This window comes from Staphylococcus sp. HMSC062A01 (genome assembly GCF_001836805.1).
Classification (GTDB): domain Bacteria; phylum Bacillota; class Bacilli; order Staphylococcales; family Staphylococcaceae; genus Staphylococcus; species Staphylococcus haemolyticus.
Genome location: NZ_KV830604.1, coordinates 22,898 through 38,682 on the forward strand (window position 1 = coordinate 22,898; position 15,785 = coordinate 38,682).

Annotated in this window: 29 protein-coding genes; 3 read left to right on the plus strand and 26 right to left on the minus strand. The window is 34.4% G+C overall.

All coding sequences use genetic code 11. The features are described 5' to 3' along the window. Positions 1-11 precede the first annotated feature (11 nt). The 25 genes from HMPREF2715_RS02740 to HMPREF2715_RS02850 all read right to left on the minus strand — a co-directional run bounded on the left by HMPREF2715_RS02740 (position 12) and on the right by HMPREF2715_RS02850 (position 13,795). Positions 12-1,763: a terminase large subunit gene (locus HMPREF2715_RS02740; RefSeq protein WP_070839303.1), complete on the minus strand. Its 1,752-nt coding sequence runs from the start codon at positions 1,761-1,763 to the stop codon at positions 12-14. Continuing rightward, complete coding sequence (locus HMPREF2715_RS02745; protein ID WP_070839307.1) at positions 1,756-2,226, minus strand: phage terminase small subunit P27 family; 471 nt, start codon at positions 2,224-2,226, stop codon at positions 1,756-1,758. The genes HMPREF2715_RS02740 and HMPREF2715_RS02745 overlap by 8 nt, the downstream gene beginning before the upstream one ends. Positions 2,227-2,361: 135 nt before the next feature. Then, a complete protein-coding gene (locus HMPREF2715_RS02750; protein WP_070839310.1) occupies positions 2,362-2,709 on the minus strand; it encodes an HNH endonuclease in 348 nt (115 codons plus the stop codon). Between the two features lie 165 nt (positions 2,710-2,874). After that, positions 2,875-3,315, minus strand: coding sequence for a hypothetical protein (locus HMPREF2715_RS02755; protein WP_070839313.1), 441 nt, complete (start codon positions 3,313-3,315; stop codon positions 2,875-2,877). Between the two features lie 13 nt (positions 3,316-3,328). After that, positions 3,329-3,517, minus strand: coding sequence for a DUF1514 family protein (locus tag HMPREF2715_RS02760; protein WP_070839316.1), 189 nt, complete (start codon positions 3,515-3,517; stop codon positions 3,329-3,331). Between the two features lie 73 nt (positions 3,518-3,590). Further along, positions 3,591-3,758 carry a transcriptional activator RinB gene (gene rinB / locus HMPREF2715_RS02765; RefSeq protein ID WP_070839319.1) on the minus strand — a complete coding sequence of 56 codons (168 nt, stop codon included), beginning with the start codon at positions 3,756-3,758 and terminating at the stop codon, positions 3,591-3,593. An 11-nt stretch (positions 3,759-3,769) separates the two neighbouring features. After that, positions 3,770-3,973: a hypothetical protein gene (locus tag HMPREF2715_RS02770; protein ID WP_070839322.1), complete on the minus strand. Its 204-nt coding sequence runs from the start codon at positions 3,971-3,973 to the stop codon at positions 3,770-3,772. Positions 3,974-4,009: 36 nt separating this feature from the next. Continuing rightward, positions 4,010-4,327: a MazG-like family protein gene (locus HMPREF2715_RS02775; RefSeq protein ID WP_070839368.1), complete on the minus strand. Its 318-nt coding sequence runs from the start codon at positions 4,325-4,327 to the stop codon at positions 4,010-4,012. Positions 4,328-4,471: 144 nt separating this feature from the next. Next, positions 4,472-4,867, minus strand: coding sequence for a YopX family protein (locus HMPREF2715_RS02780; RefSeq protein WP_070839325.1), 396 nt, complete (start codon positions 4,865-4,867; stop codon positions 4,472-4,474). Further along, a complete protein-coding gene (locus HMPREF2715_RS12195) occupies positions 4,864-5,049 on the minus strand; it encodes a hypothetical protein (protein ID WP_070839370.1) in 186 nt (61 codons plus the stop codon). The genes HMPREF2715_RS02780 and HMPREF2715_RS12195 overlap by 4 nt, the downstream gene beginning before the upstream one ends. Beyond that, entirely contained in the window at positions 5,046-5,687 is a 642-nt protein-coding gene (locus HMPREF2715_RS02790) for an N-6 DNA methylase (RefSeq protein ID WP_218117712.1), read from the minus strand. The genes HMPREF2715_RS12195 and HMPREF2715_RS02790 overlap by 4 nt, the downstream gene beginning before the upstream one ends. Then, positions 5,684-6,151 carry a nucleoside 2-deoxyribosyltransferase gene (locus HMPREF2715_RS02795; protein ID WP_070839331.1) on the minus strand — a complete coding sequence of 156 codons (468 nt, stop codon included), beginning with the start codon at positions 6,149-6,151 and terminating at the stop codon, positions 5,684-5,686. Before HMPREF2715_RS02795 ends, HMPREF2715_RS02790 begins: the two co-directional genes overlap by 4 nt. Continuing rightward, positions 6,148-6,606, minus strand: coding sequence for a DUF3310 domain-containing protein (locus tag HMPREF2715_RS02800; protein WP_070839372.1), 459 nt, complete (start codon positions 6,604-6,606; stop codon positions 6,148-6,150). The genes HMPREF2715_RS02795 and HMPREF2715_RS02800 overlap by 4 nt, the downstream gene beginning before the upstream one ends. Before the next feature lie 13 nt (positions 6,607-6,619). Next, the gene (locus HMPREF2715_RS02805; protein ID WP_083318740.1) at positions 6,620-6,862 is read right to left on the minus strand and encodes a hypothetical protein; all 243 of its coding nucleotides are present in this window, start codon (positions 6,860-6,862) and stop codon (positions 6,620-6,622) included. Further along, positions 6,855-7,031: a hypothetical protein gene (locus HMPREF2715_RS12005; protein WP_176746961.1), complete on the minus strand. Its 177-nt coding sequence runs from the start codon at positions 7,029-7,031 to the stop codon at positions 6,855-6,857. Before HMPREF2715_RS12005 ends, HMPREF2715_RS02805 begins: the two co-directional genes overlap by 8 nt. Positions 7,032-7,035: 4 nt before the next feature. Continuing rightward, positions 7,036-7,218, minus strand: a complete 183-nt coding sequence (locus tag HMPREF2715_RS02810; protein WP_070839337.1) for a hypothetical protein — start codon at positions 7,216-7,218, stop codon at positions 7,036-7,038. Further along, positions 7,206-7,532 carry a VRR-NUC domain-containing protein gene (locus HMPREF2715_RS02815; RefSeq protein ID WP_070839340.1) on the minus strand — a complete coding sequence of 109 codons (327 nt, stop codon included), beginning with the start codon at positions 7,530-7,532 and terminating at the stop codon, positions 7,206-7,208. The genes HMPREF2715_RS02810 and HMPREF2715_RS02815 overlap by 13 nt, the downstream gene beginning before the upstream one ends. 268 nt (positions 7,533-7,800) lie before the next feature. Continuing rightward, entirely contained in the window at positions 7,801-10,113 is a 2,313-nt protein-coding gene (locus tag HMPREF2715_RS02820; RefSeq protein ID WP_070839343.1) for a phage/plasmid primase, P4 family, read from the minus strand. Further along, entirely contained in the window at positions 10,091-10,639 is a 549-nt protein-coding gene (locus tag HMPREF2715_RS02825; RefSeq protein WP_070839345.1) for a DUF669 domain-containing protein, read from the minus strand. The genes HMPREF2715_RS02820 and HMPREF2715_RS02825 overlap by 23 nt, the downstream gene beginning before the upstream one ends. 15 nt (positions 10,640-10,654) lie before the next feature. After that, positions 10,655-12,067, minus strand: coding sequence for a DEAD/DEAH box helicase (locus HMPREF2715_RS02830; RefSeq protein WP_070839347.1), 1,413 nt, complete (start codon positions 12,065-12,067; stop codon positions 10,655-10,657). Then, positions 12,054-12,755: an AAA family ATPase gene (locus HMPREF2715_RS02835; RefSeq protein WP_070839349.1), complete on the minus strand. Its 702-nt coding sequence runs from the start codon at positions 12,753-12,755 to the stop codon at positions 12,054-12,056. The genes HMPREF2715_RS02830 and HMPREF2715_RS02835 overlap by 14 nt, the downstream gene beginning before the upstream one ends. Then, positions 12,745-13,005, minus strand: a complete 261-nt coding sequence (locus HMPREF2715_RS02840; RefSeq protein WP_059767466.1) for a DUF2483 family protein — start codon at positions 13,003-13,005, stop codon at positions 12,745-12,747. The genes HMPREF2715_RS02835 and HMPREF2715_RS02840 overlap by 11 nt, the downstream gene beginning before the upstream one ends. Beyond that, a complete protein-coding gene (locus tag HMPREF2715_RS02845) occupies positions 12,980-13,228 on the minus strand; it encodes a hypothetical protein (RefSeq protein WP_083318741.1) in 249 nt (82 codons plus the stop codon). Before HMPREF2715_RS02845 ends, HMPREF2715_RS02840 begins: the two co-directional genes overlap by 26 nt. Positions 13,229-13,304: 76 nt before the next feature. Continuing rightward, a complete protein-coding gene (locus tag HMPREF2715_RS12010; RefSeq protein ID WP_176746962.1) occupies positions 13,305-13,475 on the minus strand; it encodes a hypothetical protein in 171 nt (56 codons plus the stop codon). Between the two features lie 2 nt (positions 13,476-13,477). After that, positions 13,478-13,795 carry a DUF771 domain-containing protein gene (locus tag HMPREF2715_RS02850; RefSeq protein WP_070839356.1) on the minus strand — a complete coding sequence of 106 codons (318 nt, stop codon included), beginning with the start codon at positions 13,793-13,795 and terminating at the stop codon, positions 13,478-13,480. A gap of 62 nt (positions 13,796-13,857) precedes the next feature. On the opposite strand from HMPREF2715_RS02850, the gene HMPREF2715_RS02855 reads away from it, so the two are divergent. Then, positions 13,858-14,325 carry a DUF2321 domain-containing protein gene (locus HMPREF2715_RS02855; protein WP_070839359.1) on the plus strand — a complete coding sequence of 156 codons (468 nt, stop codon included), beginning with the start codon at positions 13,858-13,860 and terminating at the stop codon, positions 14,323-14,325. A 186-nt stretch (positions 14,326-14,511) separates the two neighbouring features. Here HMPREF2715_RS02855 and HMPREF2715_RS02860 read toward each other — a convergent pair whose 3' ends face one another. Continuing rightward, positions 14,512-14,751: a helix-turn-helix domain-containing protein gene (locus tag HMPREF2715_RS02860; RefSeq protein WP_070839362.1), complete on the minus strand. Its 240-nt coding sequence runs from the start codon at positions 14,749-14,751 to the stop codon at positions 14,512-14,514. Positions 14,752-14,944: 193 nt separating this feature from the next. On the opposite strand from HMPREF2715_RS02860, the gene HMPREF2715_RS02865 reads away from it, so the two are divergent. Both HMPREF2715_RS02865 and HMPREF2715_RS02870 read left to right on the plus strand, forming a co-directional pair. After that, entirely contained in the window at positions 14,945-15,274 is a 330-nt protein-coding gene (locus HMPREF2715_RS02865; protein ID WP_002469947.1) for a helix-turn-helix domain-containing protein, read from the plus strand. An 11-nt stretch (positions 15,275-15,285) separates the two neighbouring features. Continuing rightward, positions 15,286-15,747, plus strand: coding sequence for an ImmA/IrrE family metallo-endopeptidase (locus HMPREF2715_RS02870; RefSeq protein ID WP_070839365.1), 462 nt, complete (start codon positions 15,286-15,288; stop codon positions 15,745-15,747). Positions 15,748-15,785: the final 38 nt, after the last annotated feature.

The following is a 15,785-nucleotide window of genomic DNA, read 5'->3' on the forward strand; positions in this document are numbered from 1 at the left end:
GTGCCACCTCCTTATATAAATACTGGCAATGCTCGTTTTTTGTCCCATTCATGCTCACTCGCTATAACATATGCAAATATCGTACTCATTAATGGATCAATCTTTTCACGATTAAGTTTTTTCTCAATCATGACACTATCATTCACATTCTTAGCTACTGCATTTTTTACTGCGATATCGAGTAGTGGATTTTTATGATGTTTAATTTGTTCGTCTATAACTTTTAATCTAAAATCAATGACTGGATTAGATAACGTCATAGCACCCTGACGAATTTCAATCAATTCATAACGCCAGTTTCGTTTTTCAATTTCTGCAATAAAACCATGAATAGCATGTGGATCATAACAAATAGCTTGAACATCTAAGTTGTTAGTTAAGATGTATTTTTCAATGTAATCTAATACTTGATTACTGTTGATAATGCCACTTTGTAAGTCGGTGATTGTACAATAACCATGCTGTGCCATTTGTCTGTAATCTATTAGATCACGTTCGATTTTTGCTTGAAGTCCACCTTTAGTAGCAACAAATGAATGACTTGTCACAAAATATTGTTTCTTAACTTCATCTAAATGTATGAATGAAACTGCTGTTAAGTCATCAGCACGAGATAAATCTAATCCGATATATGTTTTAGTTCCTTTAATATCAAAATCAGTTTCGTTTTTCTTCCAGTCGTTAAAATCTAGATAACTTTCTTCTGACGATTGCATCCAATAATTAAAGTTTTTAACTAACACTCGGAACATCGTGCCTTTTTTAACTGCTTCATCCACTCGTTTTTGCAAGAAATCTTCAATCTGTTCTTTTAGATCATCACTTTCATTGATAAGTGGATTGCTTTTTGACCACATTGATTTATCTTGCCATTCTTCCTCGCTATCTTGTTCGAATATTATTGCAAAATATTGTTCATCTCGATATGTGTCAGCGAGTATTTCTTTAGCATAAGGCCATTCATCCATATACATTGGCGCATTTAAATTAAAACCAGCAGTTGAGATGATGAAGATTAAGCTTTGCATCAAGTTACCTTGACCTGATTGGATAAGTTCTAGCATTTCGTTTGTTTTTGCAGCATGATATTCATCTATAACAGCTAAAAATGGCTCAAAACCGTCAACTGCCCCTGTATCACGAGAGAGAGGCATAACATATGAACCATCTTTTGTATGTTGTAGTAGTTCTCTAACCTTTTTAACGTCTTTTTTTAGTTCAGGTACTTGAGAAATGAAGTACATCAGTTGCTTAGCTACCATGTTGAATACGATACTAGCTTGTTTCTTATCATTTGCAGCACAAAAAATTTGCCTACCCTCAGCAGGTTCTTTATCAAACAAAAATGAGTAGAGCGTTAAACCACTTACTAAGAGCGATTTTCCACCTTTACGAGCCATCGAGATAAACGCTTTATTAAATCTTAGATAATCATCTTCTTCAGTAAACCAACCTCTTACCATTGATACGATAAACTTCTGAAACAATGCGAGTTTGTTAAATTTACCTTTTGTATCTGGCAACACTTCGATAAATTGAATAACTTTCTTTGCACGTTTAGGTTTATATACATAAGGAAACTCATCATCTTCAATACTACGTTTTATGTCTTTTAAATGACGTATACAAGCTAATCTCGTATCTTTGCAAGTAACAAAAGCCCCCGAGAGTACCATAACGCAATATTTATAAGCGTCATCTTTGTACTCATCGGGGATATTTAAATATTCTTCATATGCTTTAGGTATTTTTACGTTAGTCATCGTCATCAACACCAAACTTACCGTAAATAGATTCTTTTTGTTCATCAGGAGTAGGAACAACTAACTTCATTCGACTGTCAATCGTCATTCCTAATTGCCCACAGATTGATTTAAGTTCTTTTATTCCATCCATGTAAGTAAAGTATTGAGGCGTTCGTTTTGTACCTTCTTCATTCACTGTGCCATGTTGCATAATATGGCGATACGCTTCATCTGTAAGTGATACTAATTGGCAGTAACGTTTAATACGATCATAATCAAGTTCTGCGATAGGTAATTGTTCGAGTAAAGGAATGATACGTTTCCACTCTTTTTTACCTTCTTTAGTTAAATCAGTCGGAACACTCTTTACATCAATCTTATTAAATTGAGATAAACCATTTTCTTTAAGTTCTTGATATTCTAATTCTTCTTTATTGTGATTTCCTGTTTTTGCAGCGTTCAATTTACGTGGTCTAGCCATGTTCTCACCTCCAAATAGCGATTTTAGATTTTTAGTTTCTAGAATTTGGGTACAAAAAAGTTATCGAGCGATTACGCCCTACGTGTATCAGACAGGGGGTATATCAAGCCCTCCCTTAAATTTTCGATACACTGTTCATCGTTTCCGTCTTTGCCCTCTATGGCTCTCTAAATGGCACTCGGCGCATACCGTTTCCAAGTTGTTTATATCTAATCGTTTTTCCCAATCATCTTTTAATTCGATAATGTGATGAACGTAAAAACGTTTTCCTTTTTTCACTGGATTAACGTAACCTTTTCTAAGGCATGACTGACACAGATATTTATCTCGTAATAACACTTGTTTACGTTTGTTTCTCCACTCTTTTGAATGATAGAACTCCATATACTTGCTATCCTTACCATATCTCGTGTGTGCGTTATACTGCTTAGCATTACGTTGCCTATTACGTTCCCTTTGTGCCTTGTACTCGCTCTCAGTCATTGTCTTTCTTCCTTGTCTAATCTTTGGTTGAATGAATGACAAATGATTTCACTTCTTTCAAGACAAAAAGAAAAGAACAAACAACAATGAAGTTGAATGTTCTTTCTGATTGTTAGATATTATTATCACAATTCAATTATAAGTTTTATTTATTCATATACAAAATTAATGTTGATGTTGCTTATCTTGTTGAAGTTGTTGATTGTGCTTATCTTGTTGTTTTACATAAACGTTTACGATCTCATTAATTCGACTATCTAAGTTTGTTCTTCCAATGCTCATTATCTCTCGAACATCTTTAGGTTTCTTTCCTTTCTTAAATAGATAAAGAATATTCAAGTTCATATCATTATTAATATTATGTTCATACTTATCTATAAATGATACAAACTCTATATGTTCATCATGTATTCTCGATAACACATAATTACGAGTAGCAATCGCTTGCACCTTATCTGTTGTCTTACCTTGTGGCTTTGGCATATCTGCTTCAATACCATACTGTGCTATACCGTTACTATCTTGAATATATCCCTCATCTATAAGTATGTTCTTACGCCAATGATAACTATATATCATATCCCTTATTTGCTCATGCGTGTACAAATAATTACCTCCATTACTTAAAATGTTTCTTCGCTCTTTGAATTTCAAGCTCCACATCTTCTATGTCGCAATCCCTAACGTACTTAGTGAATAGGTATACATTCGTATATCTCTGTGCGTCTAACTCCTGACGTAACACTGTGTTGTTACCTATCGCTATGAGTAGCAGTATGCCGAATATAATGGTTAGCGCTATCCACATTACTTACGTTCCCCCTTACTCTTTATACATATCCATACTAGGTATGCAATAGGTATTAATACTATCCACCAAGTCATCGACTCACTCCGTTCAAATCTGCCTGATCGCCATCTAAAGCGTAATCCGAAGGTGCGTCAATATCATCTTCACTTTCTAAAATAACAATTGCTTGTTTCGTTAAATACATTCCAATTACTAACATACTCATTAGGTAAACCGTTTTGATTAATTTTTTAAACACTCAGCATCCTCCTACAATAATTGTTCTTTCACTTCCTGCATGATTTCACGAAACGCTTTTCTCTGAACTTCTTCATCTGGAGGTATCATGTTGTGTTTTGAGTGAAATTCTTTTGAATGTTCAATATATTCATCTTCCATTCTCTGTTTTTCTTCATCACTACTGTCAAAATACTTTCTAGCTTCTTCTCGCATTTGTTCAGTATTATCCTTCATCTTCTCAGCACTTCCTTTACACGTTCTAGAATATCTTTATCCTTCGAGGTCTGCTTCTTTGATGAATGTCCCATTGATTGTCTTTCCTTTTCTCCCTTTAATCTCGTCATATGCATACTGTAAACACTCCTGTAACGTCATATCATGTTGTTGCGCCAAGATAATTAATGTAACGACTGTGTCGCCTATACCGTCTTTTAACGCATCCATTTGCCCACGAGATAATGCTGCTGCAACTTCCCCAGCTTCTTCATAAAATTTAAGTGCTTGTCTATCTGAATTCCCATTGTGTAAATCTTTATCAATACTCCATTGTTGTACTTGTTCTACTAATTGATCTAATGTGTTATTCATCTTCTGATCCTCCAATTGTTTTCTTAATTTAGCTATATCCTGTATTAGTTCATCACGTTGTTTACGGAAACTCTCACGTTCTCTTCTTGCTTTCTTCAACCTAGCGTCCATTACACTAGATACAAACTTAGCTTCTGCGTTCACCTATTCGTCCTCCAATAACTCTGGAGTTTGATGTACATCACCAATCACTGTTAAATAATTTTCTGATGTTATTCTATATAATTCATATCGTTCAGTAGTTTCTTTCATATTTATTCCAAAACACGCTTTATTATTGTTCCAAACAATAGTACCTTTTGTTTTTATACGGTTGTCATATGGATATTTAAATTCGACAATATCACCCTCATAAATCTCAATACCATTCTTATCTTTTAAGCCAGTTGATTGCATAAGTTTTGCTTTTTTAAATTTAGGTGGAGCATAAGTTAAATCAACAACTCTCAAATCTTTATCACGATTATTTTTAACAAGCCTTAAATTTTCCCATCGTACCATTTTATTATCTTCTTTATCCCATGCTCTGAATTTAATCATCTCAAACACTCCCTGTTCCTTTTTATGTCACACTCACTAACTTTCATCGTCACTCTACTTCCTGCTACCTTAACCACAAAGCCTTTGACACCTAACCCACGTAACTCACGTTGTATTTGTGTAGGTGTCTTGCCTTGTGTGTTGCAGCGATAGCGTTGATTGATTGTGTCGGATAGTATCATTCCACTAGCCACGCTGGGACACCTTCTGTCTGTTTAATATCTGGATATTTATGTTCTACAAATTTCACATTTAATTCTTTCTCAATATCTTCTGTATAAGGCAATCGATTTAAACTGCTGAAACCTAAATGATCGTTTTTATCATTCTGTATAAACCATGCTCCGTATGCTTCTCTACTTAACACATCGCATTGAACGACAAGTCCGTTCATGCCACGAATGAGCATGTTAAACAGTAAGAATGGAACAGTTCGGTCACTTAACTCCTCTGCTGTGTAGAAGTACATTCTAGGCTCATAATCAAACGGTGAGTGTTTCATTCTATCTTTGTTCCACTTCTCAATCACAATGCCACCTGTTCCTGCTGCTGGTTCATAATAATCGCCTTTACTATCTGCTACCATTTCCACGAGTAGCTTACTGATAGATTGTGGTGTAAAATCTTGCTTATGTTTTTTACGGTTAGCATGTTCATCTTGAAAGTATTCATGAAACCAGTCATAGTTGACATCTTTATCAAAGCCTTCAAGAAACTCCATAAATATCTTGTTACGTTCTTCTATATCTCCATACAGAATATCCATAATGCGCTGTGGTGCTTTATAACTATCATTTATCTTTAATATGTCATTTATCATGCGTTCACCAACTCTTTGCATATCTCATCAAACGTTTGAATACCTCTACCGTCTGTAACATCCATGATTACGCCATAAACATACTGATTAATACTGAACTCTGCTCGGTCCTGCTCATCCGAAATATGACCTGTGCCTTGTCTAATGTCAGTACATTGGACGAAAATCTTAATGTCTTTCTCACTTGCCTTTTTAAGATGCTGTGCGTACCCCATTTCGCAAATTGTTCCTTGTGCATGTGGTAAGTAATCAAATATCATGACATCGCTTGTTTCCATGCCTAACGTGTCATTGAACACAATACGTTCTGCTAATTTATCTTGATTAGCATTTGCTTTATCGTTTATATCCTTATCGTCATGTGGTGCGTACACTTTAAAGCCTAATCGCTGTAACCCTTGTTTCTCCCACTCACGACGCATCTGTTGTCCTATACTTAGCATGTCGCCACCTAAATAGATCATTGTTGGTCCTCCCACTTCTCAAATGCACGATTTAAATACCAGCGTGCTTTGTCTAAATCTTCCTTGCCATTTTTATGATTGGCTCTAGCAATATACTTGATTGCATTACCGATACTAAATGCTAATTCTGATTTATAATCTTTAGTGACCTGTTCAATAAAATCTATAATCTCAATATCGCCGTAAGTGTAATGCTTTGGTTTGTTTACTACATCTTGTTCTTTCTGCATATCCACCTTACGTGTGAAAGGCTCGTTTACTTTCACGAAATCGTCATTGTCAGTAAGTGTAAATTTAAAGCCAGCTTGGTTTTCCACTTCTGCTTTCCAAATTGTTTTTAACATAAATTCTTCTGCATACACACGATTAACAATCGCTGTTTGCATAGCTTTAACTTTTTTAAAGTATGCTTGGAACTGCACAATGTCATCTTTTTTAAGATCTATTATTCTCACGTTCTCCATCTACTTATCCCCTTACCTTTGGAAATATATCGTTCTCTGCTAAGTATCTGAACCACTTGCTACTTACTCTGTGCTTGGCTACTAGTTCTTCCGAACGTCTTGCTCTTGCGATACGCTCATTACGTCGTTTACGTTTCAACGCTCTTTCGTGTTCTGCTCTGATATACATAAGCTGTTGGTATTCTCTTTCTGATAATCTACCGTACTGCTCTTTATTACTTAATCGCTGTTCTTCGTTATTAGTCACGATACTCATACACTCCTTTGCCATAAATTAATTCTGGACCACGTAAACCTCTGTTATATCTGCCACGTAAGGTAGTTAGTGGTACGTTATATATATATGCCACGTCTATTAGTGCAATACGACTGCCGTTGATATTGACGCGCGTTGCACTTTTTTTACGTTTTCTCATGCAATCACTTCCATCCGTCCGAAATTAAACTGACATTTTTGACTTTAGTAATATCTAATCGTCTATCGAACTCATCAGGGTTATCCATCGCTAAGTTCATTACACGAGTTTCTTCGCTTTCTGTTTCATTCTCAGCATCAATATAAGCTGTACCTTCGATTACAAAATCAACTTTTAGTTTTGCCATTCTTCATCACCTTCCACAATTTCGATTGCTTCTTCTACGCTTTTTGCTACGCCATATAAAATGTTTTGCGTTTCTGCAAATGCTTTAAATTTCTCTTGTTCAGGTCGTAATCTTCCATTTTCTGTTTTTACTTCGATTGCTATAAATTTTCCATCTGATTTACGATAACCGAATGTATCGGGAAAGCCTTTAGGGAGTAGTTTGATTATCCTGTTATCTTTTGTCTGTACTTTTCCAGCATTGGCTCTCCAAAGTCTATGACCACGTTGATTGATTGCTAAGATTATTTCATTTTGTATTTTTTGTTCCGACACTTGATCACTCCAAATAGTGCATACCAAAGTGAATACCTAAAATAGCCTCTAACTCTTACTGCTGTATGATTTTGAATAAAAAGTGAATACCTCTCCTAAATAAATCTCTCTATAGAAATATATACATATATATTCTTTTATATTTTTGTATATGACTTTTATAATCATAGGTATTCACTTTTATAAAATAGGTAATAGAAACGTTTATATAATAAGCTTTTAAAGACTAAAAGTGTAAAATTGGGTATTCACTTTGGTGTTCACTTTTTTAATTTAATCCACGTAAACCTGGATATTTCTCAACTAGTTCAACGCCTAAATAATTAACACCGTTATTCATTTTTTTACTTCGGAATTTCTCTTTTAATTTCTTACCGAATTTATTTTTATCCATTTTGTACTCGTTGTTTTCGTCTGCCCATTTCTTATATTCTTCATAAAGTGCTTTTCCTGTTTCTCTAACATCTTTTGCTCTCTTGCACTTTTCTTGAATAAACTGTTCAACAACATCCATTTCAGTACGATAGATTTGACCAGCATCTTTTAACTTCTCTGGTAACTCTAGCCCTTCTCTCATCCACATATACGCACCTTCTGCCATCCAATTTAATATTGCAGGTGCTTCTCTTAGTAATTTATACTTGAGATCTTTATCAACTTTTTCTTCAGGTATTTGCACATCAAATGGAATTAATACTAATCTTCTCCAAATACCGTCATCTGTCCCTCTAATAATCGGCTTGTGGTTAGTAGACACCCATATTTTAAATTTTGGTGTATATTCAAATTCTTCGGCATATAAGAAACGTGCTGTTACTTTATCGCCACCGGTAATTTGTTTGATTAAACCTTCATCAAATCTAAAACCTTCATTAGGTTCAGAACTTGTGACAAATCTTGCTTTACTCAAACGAGCAATATCTGTGTTTACATTGTCATTTTTCTTTACCATTAATGATTTTGCTTGCATGTTGTTCGAATAATCACCTAGTATTTCTGCAATCGTTTCAACAAAAATACTTTTACCATTTCGGCCTTTACCAAATAGGATGAACATTACTTGCTCTCTTGTACTTCCAGTTAATGAGTAACCTAATGCTTTTTGAATGTATCGAATTACTGCTTTATCCCCTGCAAAAATGTCGTTTAAAAAGTCTAGCCATACAGCAGGTTGCATTTTTTCGCTATAGTCTGTATTAGCAATTTGAGAAAACATTCGATTAATATCGTGCTTATAAAGTTCTCTACTTGTTAAATCGATATAGCCATTTGCAACATTTAAAAGCATGTCGTCTTTATCAAATTCATCAGGTGTAACTGTTTTTCTGTGCATTAATTCGTTCATGATATTTTTCTTGGACTGTGTACCTCTAGTTTTTTTGTAGTATTTTTGAAAAGCTTCTCTAGCTTCTTCTTCGGTAACATCTTCACTATGAAGTACTTTTTCGTTTTTGATACTTTCAATCATTTCATCTATAAGTTTTCTGATTACTCCTCTATCATCAACTTTCCATTTTTGACCGTCATAAATATAGAATTTATTAGTTATATAACTGTGTTTATATAAATGACCATATCTATCTATAAATCGGTCTGCATTACCTGTATCGTCATAACTTCGAATTGGATATTCTTTTGATTCTTCTTGATTATCAAATAATTTACTTAATGCATATCTAAGTGGGTTGTCATCTGTTTGCTGCTTAGGAGTATAAATATTGTTAGCTTCATTAATTGCTTTGAATAAAGTTTGTTCCCCGTATGTGGAGTTCTTTCGTTTTTCATCCCACTTATCACGGTATAGATTTGACTGTCTAAAAATACTATCCATTTGCGAGTAATCTTTGGCACACCAGAAAGCTAATATATTTGCAAGTGCCATGTCTGCTTCCGAGTGAGAGGTGTAATAAGGCTCGTAGTTACCTTTCATTAAGTCATCAAATAATTTAGCTTGCTTTGATTTGTAGATTTCATTGATAACATCGATTTCTGATAAATTGTGGATATTTTGTTGATAATTGTTTGTAGTTGGATACTGTACTGTGTTATCTGGTAAATACTTATCATAGATTGTTTTGAATACTTGCTTTGATACTTCCGTTACATCTTTATATTTACCGATGGACTTACCTGTCATGGTAAAAAAACGACCGCTATCGTACATTTCAATATTGCCTTTACGGCGACGAGTGCCGGGTATCTTGCCTTTTACAATAATGTGCAAGCCGTTACCACTTGGACTGACTTCTGTATAACTTTTGAAAGCTTCGTTAAATTCGCTAACAATATTGTCTAATTTATCGCCTTGTTTAAATCTATGAAGATCATCATCAATATCATCAATATCAATGCCAAGGTATGGGGGTTCAAAAAAGAACCCTATACCGTCGACACCTTCGGCATTAACTGCTGTTTCATAACTAGACCATGTGCTTTTATCATTTGATTTAGCGAACTCACCAGTTTCGGCATTAAAAGGTATTTTTGTACGTTTACCATTACGCTTTTCAAACTTCCACACACACCAGTTATTAAGTCGTTTTAATTCATCTGGAATATTAGAAAGGTAAGTCGTCATCATCAATTTCTGCACCACCCGCAAATGCATTATTGCTACTTGGTTTATCGTCATCTGATTTCCATTCATGATTCACTTGTGGGAATTTAGTACGTTTAAAATTCCATGGTGCAACACGATTGACGATTTGTTTTTCGCCTTTGTATTCATTTTCTTCTTGTTTCACAAACACTCTTACTGGCTTACCTCTGAACATTTCAAGTAACTGTTCGATACTTTCAATTGCAGTACCCTCTGGCACACCTACACCGTTTAAATAGTGCATGAAATTATCCATTTTATATTTATATTGACCATCGATTGTGCGTTTCCATTCATCAACGAAAATCACTCTATTTGCATATTTAGCTTGATGTTCTGATGTTTTCTTTAAATCATTTCTTACAACAAGTTGCAGTTGTGTTTCTTCTTTTCCATTCTTCGTTGCTCTTTCTGTTGCACTCTTGATAACAACTTCGTATTCTCCTTCTGGTAGTGGTGAAAAGTCGTTGCTTTCTAAATTTGAATAATCTGTAGTAAATAATGTCATAATAATAAATCTCCTTTAATAATTGTATTTTTGTTTGATTGGTTTTAAGTCTGCATATAAGACTGGAAATGGTGCTTGTTTGTAATATGGATGATTAAATTTAATCCATGATTCTTTATAGTTATTCGCTTTTGTATAGAGGTAGTAGTCCTCTAACGTTTCTAAATCTTTTTTATCTTTTAAATCTTTGCTGTATCGTTTAATTGTGTAATCAACTTTAAAAGGTTTGATATCTGTAAGTTCTGCTTGTTTATGTTCTAAACCTTTCTTTTCTTCTGTTTCATTTTTATGACCACAATTAGGACATTCATCTAATTCAGAAGCGTAAACAGTAAAACATTCAGAACACTCGGTTAACTTCGGTGCGTCGTTTTCTTTTTTCTTACGCTTCTTTTTGTAGCCTTTAAAATACTTATTCCAATCATGTGGTGTATCAGGCAAACCATGCCTTGCGTAGTTACCAACATGATCAATAATTAAAGCTTTCTTATTAGGTTGATAACGCATTGATCTCATTGCTTGCTGCATGAATAAAACAAGCGAATCAGTTGGTCTTGATAAAATAACGCATGTGCAATCTGGAACATCAAAGCCTTCTGAAATCAAATCAACATTACATAAAACTTTTATAGTGCCGTTTTTAAAATCGGACATAATTCTGTCACGCTCGTTGGCACTTGTTTTAGCGTCTGCATGTTCTGCGTTAATACCCGCATTTCTAAATTGTTCTGCAATATCTTTACTTGTCTCAACACTGTGGGCATAAAGTATAGTTTTTTGACCGTTAGCAAACTTTTTATAATTCTCAACGATATTGCCGTATATTGCCTTAGGTATGGCATTATCCATTGACTTCTTTGTGTAGTCGCCCGTTCTAGATTTCTTTAACTTACTTTCGTCCGCAAGCACCACACTTTTATATTCGTAGTCTGCAAGTTTGTTATTTTTTATTAACCACTCTACTGTTGGACCTTTTACCATTTCATCATATATATCTGTGAAACCTTTGCCATTGGCACGCCAGGGAGTTGCGGTAAAACCAACTCTTAAAGCGTTAGGAAAATAATCGTAAATATCTTTGTACGTTTTTGCTCTACTGTGATGTGTTTCGTCAGTGACAATGATTTTAGGAGGTGTCAGTTTATGCATTATGTTTTTAGCACGTTTTTCCGAAAGGATATTGACATGCGACAAATCGACACCATGTTTTTTTAAAGTATTCTCGATTTGATAACTCAATTCTTTACGATGAACAATAAACAGAATGTGACTACCTTTGTTCACAGCGTTTTTTACAACTTCTGCAATCATGACCGATTTACCACTTCCTGGAGGACTTTGAATTAGTACACCAGATTTTTTAAGCAATATATGTCTTGCTTGGTCAACGAGATTTTCTTGATAGTCGTAGAGTTTAAACTCCGCCATCCACATCACCCACTTTAAATAAATCTTCTTGTAAGCAATGTTCTCTATTATCTAGCTGATTTTTAGCAAATACATTGTTACTAGGACTTAAGATAAAACCACGTTTGCCTGATTTTTCATTAAATACTAATCGAGCTACCACTTGGCAAAGTCCTGCGACGTTATCACGAATGGTTTTACGAATGTCTGGTACTGCTTGAGTAATTTTTTGACCTGCTGGAGTGTAGTTTTCAAAGTTCGTTTCCCAAGCAATAAATACCAATCGTTTTCCTAGTGATTGTAGGAAACGTAAACTATCTATTGTGAAGAAATCTACACGTTGATAATGGCTCATTTCAGGTACACGCTCGTTTTTACCATTACGTCCTAGATTAGCGAGCATTGAACGGAACAACTCTGATATATTGTCGATGACAATCGTGTCGTATTGATTAACTATATCTTTGTTATCGTTAAACCATTTTATCAACTCGCCCCACTCTTCCCATGCATCGTGAGTGTTGAATTCTAAAATGTCGATGTTCTCATTGCCTTTTAAAGGTCTTTCTGACTTATCCACATTGATATAAAGCGTCTTGCCAGGTAAGAAATTAATTGTGTGTGTCTTACCTGTACCAGGTTTCGCATAGATGAGATACGTTGATTTGTCTGTTGTAATATCTTTAGCGCTCGATATATTAAACGTCATTGTTTACCTCCTCCAAATCTTCAAAACTATATACTTTACGTGTTTCTTTTGTTTCGATTGTTGATACTTCAATCAAGTGTTTATCCCAGTCGATGTCTATATCTTGCAAACCATCGAATTTACGAGCATTACGTCTTAAAGCATTGTAATTAGCATATTCTTGAGCAGTAGGTTTATTAGTGATCCAGCGTCCAAAGTAATTATCTTTGATGCGATATTCTACTTCACAATTTAATATTGGTTCTTGCATTCACGTACTCCCCCAATCGTTTATTCGCTCTGTCTGCCCTAGCGTCTGCGCTTTGGTACAGGCTAATATATAAATTGACATTGTCGTTTAAATCGTCGATATGCTCATTAGCAGTAGAAAGTTGTCTTTTTAGATGTTTGTTTTCCAAATTAATTAACATTAAATCTCTACTGTCTTTAAGCAAGTTGTTATATTCTTTTAAAGATAGTGTTACCTCTTGCACGATTTATCCTCCCATTGTATTATTGAGTTGAAATTCATTTTATTAGTCTCCGACTGTTTGCTATTGGTAGTAGCAATCAGTCTTTTTTTGCGTAGTAACATTGGTCGAAAAATACATAAGTTGCTAATGCTGTGAATAGTCCAATTCCCGCTGCTTTAGTTATCACTAATTCTGCTAGCATGAGCAGGAAGAATACTGCGTTAAACATCATGCCTGAGATTAGAACTGTTTTATCGTGTGATTTCATATTTATCTCCCCTTTCCATGAATTTCTTCGAAATGTTCTTCGATGAATTTATTCATCTTTCTTGCGTTGAATCTCCAACGATTTAAACTTTCATCTGGATAATGTGCGATACCTTGTTGTTTAAGTAACTTTTCGAATTTAGGATTGAATAATAATCTGTCTTTAATCGTGTCGTCAGCTGACATTTTGAGTTTCTTTTTCAATTCTTTTAAGTCCCAAACTGGATCTAATGAATAATTTATTAACTCTTCATATTCATCTTTAGAAACAAGAACATGTGTGTCCGGTATTGGAACAGTTACGTTTAAAGTTTGCGTCATCTTAGATACTCCTTTCGTGTATAATTTGGTTATCGCTACTGCGTTAGATTGGGGGTGCTTATGTGAAAACATTCTATAAACATGCAACTATTTGTTTAAATGGACATATTGTATCTAAAGATGAAGCTAATTATTCTAAGTTTTGCAAAGTTTGTGGAGAAACTAATATTTCCGAATGTCAACATTGCACTACTCCTATCCAAGGCGTTATCTATATTCCAAATGGATTTCCAATAACTAATTACAACCGACCTAATTATTGTCATGCTTGTGGAAAACCATATCCTTGGACAGAAAATATCATTAATAATGCCGTAGAGTTGGTTTCTTTAGATGATCAACTTTCAGATGATTATAAAGAAATTATCAAGAATGCATTGCCGGATTTAATAATTGATACTCCCAATACACCTCTTGCTCAAGCAAAATATAAGAAATATATGAGCAGTGCAGCGAAATATATTCAAGATAGCACTAGGAATCTTCTTATTGATGTAGTTAGTGATACAGTTAAAAAGAGCATTTTTTAGTTAAATCTATATCTACAATTAGGACAATAATTTGCATTATTTATTGTTCTTTCTTTACAACTTGGACACTTTTTTGTATTTATAAATATTAAAAAGTGTTTCCTAGCACTTCTAATCTCCTCCGCCAAGATGACGATTAGGAGTGCTATTTTTGCGTATTTAAATAGTTCCATTCCGTTTCCTCCTTTAAGTTGTTTGTCGTTCTTTTTCGGGAACGTCTTGAGTAAAAAAAATATCTAAATTATTTGTTTCGTAGCCTAATATTTTAGCCATTTTAATAAACTCATTCGCTCCAATATCTACAATGCCGTTTTCTCTTTTAGCGTATGGAGTTCTTGTTTTCCACCCCATTTTGTGCGCCATATCATCTTGCGTTATTCCACAAGCTATTCTTTCTGCTCTCAATCTTTTTAAATTGAGTACCATGTTGTCACCTCCGTTCGTTCTCGTTTGAGAACTGTATATAACTTAACATGTAACGTTCCCGTTAGTCAACACTTTTTACTTATAAAAATTCAAAAAAGTTTTTTCTACCTATATATTGTATTCATTCGGGAACGGTGATATAATCTAATTGTTCACATGGAAGAACAAAATATTTATTCAGGAGATACTTAAAATGAGAAATAATGATGAAATAATCACAATAATTAAATCAGCTATGAAAGAACAAGATATGTCACTTAGTGAATTGGCTCGTCGTGTTGGAGTTGCTAAATCTGCTGTATCACGTTATTTAAACTTAACTAGAGAATTTCCATTAAATCGTTCAGAAGATTTTGCAAAAGCACTTAGTATCAGTACAGAATATTTACTTGGTTTTGATAAAAGTGAACAACAACATGAACAACCACAACATCGTGCAGCTCACCTTGAAGGTGAATTAACTGATGACGAATGGCAACGAGTTTTAGATTATGCTGATTTTATAAGAAGTAAACGTAAATAAAGGGTGTTTTTATGGGGTTATATGAAAAAATGTTAATAGAGCATGACTATATAGAAGTCAGAGAAACAGATGTTATGCCTAATGACTTACACGGATTATGGTTAGGTGATTTAATTCTAATCAAACGCAACCTATCCGAAACACGCAAAGCCGAAGTGCTATACGAAGAACTAGCACATCACAAACTTACATATGGGAATATCTTAGATCAATCTAAAGACATAAATCGCAAATTTGAAAACTACGCTAGACGTCACGGGTACGAGGCAGCACTTCCCCTACGTATTATTGTGGAGGCGCATAACTATGGTGTAAGTAGCTTATACGAACTAGCTCAGTATGTTCAATTGAGTGAAAAGTACATAGTAGAGATACTGGGACATTATAAACAAAAACATGGTTTAACTACTCGATATGGTAAATACGTTATTCAATTTGAACCATTACGAGTGTTTGAATATAAAGATATATAATAAGGGAGGTGGAATTAATGTCAAAAGATAATAACAAT